The organism is Streptomyces sp. ADMS, assembly GCF_033441795.1.
Lineage (GTDB): Bacteria > Actinomycetota > Actinomycetes > Streptomycetales > Streptomycetaceae > Streptomyces.
In genome coordinates, this window is the sequence record NZ_JAVFVX010000229.1 from 1 (window position 1) to 4,338 (window position 4,338).

The window sequence follows — 4,338 nt, forward strand, 5'->3', positions numbered from 1 at the left end:
CTGGCGACCTCAACCTTGGCAAGGTTGCGCTCTACCAACTGAGCTACGTCCGCATCGCGTCCCGTACGTGTGGTACGTGCCGTGGCGCGAGACCAACTATACCCAACCCCGAAGCCGTGCGAGCCGCACTGCCGCATGCCGGTTCTCCGCCCCGAGCTTCGATACGGCCGACGACAGATAGTTCCGTACGGTGCCCTGTGACAGCGCGGCCCGTTCCGCGATCTCCGCGACCGGCGCACCGTCGGCGGCGAGTTCGAGCACCTCGGCCTCGCGCGAGGTCAGCGGCGAGTCTCCGGCGGAGATCGCGTCGGCGGCCAACTCGGGGTCGACGTAACGGTTTCCGGCGTGCACGGTACGGATGATCTCGGCGAGGCGCTGCGCGCTGACGGTCTTGGGGACGAACCCCCGCACACCCGCCTCAAGTGCCCGCTTCAGATGTCCGGGGCGGCCGTGACTGGTCACGATCAGCACCCGGCACTCCGGCAGGTCGCCCCGCAGGGATGTGGCGACCTTCACACCGTCGGCGCCCGGCATCTCAAGATCGAGTACCGCCACGTCGGGCCGGTGCGCCCGGGCCATGGCCAGTGCCTCGGGCCCGGTGGCGGCTTCGGCGACGACCACGAGATCGTCCTCCAGCGCGAGCAGCGCGGCCAGCGCACCCCGGATGAGGTGCTCGTCGTCGGCGAGCAGCAGTCGTACACCGCTCATGAAGTGACCTCATTCACAACGAACCCGGCACCAGACCCCACCCCAGAACCAACACCCGACCCCGACCCCGACCCCGAGTCCGACCCTGAGCCCGAGTCCGAGTCCGAGTCCGACCCTGAGCCCGAGTCCGAGTCCGAGTCCGAGTCCGACCCTGAGCCCGATCCCGATCCCGAGCCCGAGCCCGAGCCCGAGCCCGAGCCCGAGCCCGAGCCCGACCCCGACCCCGACCCCGACCCCGACCCTGAACCCGAGCCCGAGCCCGAGCCCGAGCCCCAAGCCGACCCCGATACCGCAGGCAACGGCACAGTAGCGACCACCCGAAACCGCCCCCCGCCCCCGCCCGCATCCGAATCCCCACCCCCGCCCGGACCCGCACCGTCGCCCGCCCTCGCGATCCCCGCGATCCCCGCGCCCGCGCCTCCCGCCCCCACGACCCCAGCCTCCAGCCGCCCGTCAACGGCGGACAACCGTTCCCGCAGCCCCACAAGCCCGGACCCCGTCCCCTTCGCTGTCCCCGTCCCCGAGCCCTCACGCACCGGCCGCCCGACCCCGTCGTTCTCCACGGTCAGCACCACGCGCCCGTCACCAACGCGCACCCGCACCCCACACCACCCGGCATTCCCGTGCCGCAGCACGTTGGTCGTCGCCTCCCGCACCACCCACCCGAGCGCCGACTGCACGCCCCCCGGCAACCCGGTCGCTTCCCCGGTCACCTCGCATGAGATCCCCGCAGCGGTCAACACCCCTTGCGCGCCCAGGAGTTCCGCACCCAGGTCAGCCTCGCGGTACCCCCGTACGACATCCCGGACCTCCCGCTGCGACTCGCGCGCGATTCGCTGCACCTCGATCATCTGGTCGACAGCCTCGGGCCGTTCGCGCCGGGCGAGCTGTACGGCCAGCTCGCTCTTGAGGGCGATCACCGCCAGGTTCCGCCCCATCACATCGTGCAGATCGCGTCCGAACCGCAGCCGTTCCTCGGCGACGGCGAGCCGGGTCCGGGTCTCGCGGGCCTCGTCGAGTTCGTACACGACCTTGAGCAGCCAGACGGAGAGTGCGCAGGTGAACGCGATGAACCCGGCGCTGAGCAGCACCGCGAGGCCCGTGCCGAAGGCGCCGCCACCCGGAAAGCCCAGGAGGAAGGCCGCGACGGCCGAGCCCACGCCAAGGCCGGCCACCATCGCCAGCATCCGCATCCGGCTGCGCATCCCGAGGGTGAGACTGCCCGCGCCGAAGGACAACACCCCCACGAACAGTGAGCCCGCGCCGGTCTCCATGTCGTCGCCGCCCGGCCCGTGGGTGGCCAGGACGAGGGCGCCGGCACCGATGAGCGCGGTGGCACTGCCGAGTGCGACCAGCAGGCGTACGGGCTGGTCCCGGGTCCCGCGAATCCAGTCCAGCGCCCGGGACGCGGTCACCGCACAGAGCACGGCGTGTACGCACACCACCAGCAACAGCCAGAGCGCGAGCCGTGCCTCCATCAGCCCGAACACGGGCAGCCCGATCGCGGTGATCTCGACGAAGGCGACCACATGGAAGGTCCAGCGTGTGTACGTCTCCACCTTCGCCGGCGTGCTCTTGCGCCCCCACCAGCTCCCAGGCCTGCGCATTCTTCTGATCCCCCGTACCTCAGCGCCGCGGTTCCCAGCGGAACCACCGTCGTACAGCAAACACCGACAGGACGGTCCAGGCCAGGCCGGTCAGTACGGCACCCAGGGCCTCGTACGCGGACAGGTCACCGGTCCAGGCACCGCGGACGAGGGTGATCACGGGCGTCAGCGGGAGGAGTTCGCAGAAGGTGGCGACCCGGTCGGGCAGCACCTCCAGCGGGACGGTGATCCCGGAGCCGAGGAACGAGACGAGCATCAGCGGCAGCGAGGTGACCTGCGCGCTCTCGGTGGTCCGGCTGAAACTGGCGGTGAGCGCGGCCAGCGCCACGCACATCACCAGACCCAACAGCAGTCCGATGACCGCGAGGTGGGGCGCCGGGGGCGCGTCGACATCGAGCAGCACGGCACAGCCGGAGGCCAGCAGCAGACTCTGTACGAGGCCTGTCGTGGCCGCTGGGAGCGCCGCCCCGGTGAGTATCTCGATGTCGCGCAGCTCACCGGTGCGCAGCCGCTTGAGGACGAGTTCCTCGCGCCGGGCGACGAAGACGCCGACCAGCGCCCCGTACACGGCGAAGAGCAGCGAGAAGCCGATCGCGGCGGGCAGGATGACCGTCCCGATGCTGAGTCCGGCCTCCTTCAGGTCCATCCCGTCGACGACGGACCGCACACTGAACGGCATCACCAGCGGCACGAACAGGGCCGAGACGAGCATCCCCCTGTTCCGCAGGAACAACGTCAACTCGGCCTGCGCCAGGGCCCGCATCCGCCCCGCAGGAGTGGTACTTCCGGTACCGACAACCGCACTCACGCGACACGCTCCCCAGCCGCATCAGCCGCATCAGCCGCATCAGCCGCATCAGCCGCAACCGAAGAACTAGCGGCCCCGGACGCCTCTCGCGCGATCCGCAAAAACGCCTCCTCCAACGAGGCCGACCGCACGTCCAGCCCTCGCAGAGGCACCCCGGCCCCCTCGGCCCACACCAGCAACCGCGTGGCCGCGCGCTGGAGTTCATGCGTCCGCAGCCGCACGACCCGCCCCTCCTCCTCGTACCCGCTCACGCCGAGCGAGCCGAGCGGCGGCAGATCGCCCACGAAGTACCCGGCGGGCAGCTCGAAGGAGATGCGGGACGGCTGCGAGGCGGTCACCTCGGCAGGCGTGCCGGCGGCGGCGATGCGCCCCTCGTGCAGGATCGCGAGGCGGTCGGCGAGATCCTCCGCCTCCTCCAGGTAGTGCGTGGTGAGCAGCACGGTCGTACCGCCGGCTCGCAGCTCCCGTACCAACTCCCAGGTGTCCCGGCGCCCTTCGGCGTCGAGGCCGGTCGTCGGTTCGTCGAGGAACAGCACCTCGGGGTCGCCGAGGAGCGCGAGGGCGAGGTCGAGGCGCCGCCGTTCACCGCCGGACAGCTGCTTCACGCGTACGTCGGTCCGCTTCTCCAGTCCGACGAGCGCGAGCGCCTCCCTTTCGGGCCGCGCTCCGCTCGTACACCCGGCCCACATCCGCGCGGTCTCGCCGACGGTCAGCTCGGAAGGGAAGCCGCCCTCCTGGAGCATCACGCCCGTACGCGGCCGTACGGCGGCCCGCTCGGTGTACGGATCATGGCCCAGCACCCGCACGCGCCCCCCGGCCGGCGGCGCCAGCCCCTCCAGCAGCTCGACGGTCGACGTCTTGCCCGCGCCGTTGGTGCCCAGCAGGGCAAAGATCTCGCCGCGGCCCACGGAGAAGGACACCCCGCGCACCGCCTCGAACCCGCCCCCGTACACACGCCGCAGGTCAGTGACCTCAATCACGTGTTCGTGTTCGTTCGTATCCATGCCCTCAGCATCCCGGCCGGGTGGAGGGGATGGCAGTGCGTGGTGTCATCACCGCGCATGACAAATGTCAGACGCCCATGATTCAGTCGCCTTCGATCAGAGGCCCGTGATCAGACGCCCATGAAAAGCGAACGCGAAGAAGACCCCGGTCGAAACGACCGGGGTCTTGATCTGGAGCGGACGACCAGGTTCGAACTGGCGACCTCAACCT

The 4,338-nt window shown here is 70.7% G+C and carries 4 protein-coding genes; all 4 read right to left on the reverse strand.

Annotated features, from left to right (window positions below; genetic code table 11):
- Positions 1-96: 96 nt before the first annotated feature.
- From RB628_RS39490 to RB628_RS39505, 4 genes are read right to left on the reverse strand one after another with little or no spacing between them, the layout of a single operon-like run.
- Entirely contained in the window at positions 97-708 is a 612-nt protein-coding gene (locus RB628_RS39490) for a response regulator transcription factor (RefSeq protein WP_318325478.1), read from the reverse strand.
- The gene (locus RB628_RS39495; protein ID WP_318325479.1) at positions 705-2,315 is read right to left on the reverse strand and encodes a sensor histidine kinase; all 1,611 of its coding nucleotides are present in this window, start codon (positions 2,313-2,315) and stop codon (positions 705-707) included. The genes RB628_RS39490 and RB628_RS39495 overlap by 4 nt, the downstream gene beginning before the upstream one ends.
- 19 nt (positions 2,316-2,334) lie before the next feature.
- Positions 2,335-3,078, reverse strand: a complete 744-nt coding sequence (locus tag RB628_RS39500) for an ABC transporter permease (RefSeq protein WP_318325481.1) — start codon at positions 3,076-3,078, stop codon at positions 2,335-2,337.
- A 41-nt stretch (positions 3,079-3,119) separates the two neighbouring features.
- Positions 3,120-4,127, reverse strand: a complete 1,008-nt coding sequence (locus tag RB628_RS39505; protein WP_318325480.1) for an ABC transporter ATP-binding protein — start codon at positions 4,125-4,127, stop codon at positions 3,120-3,122.
- Positions 4,128-4,338 lie beyond the last annotated feature (211 nt).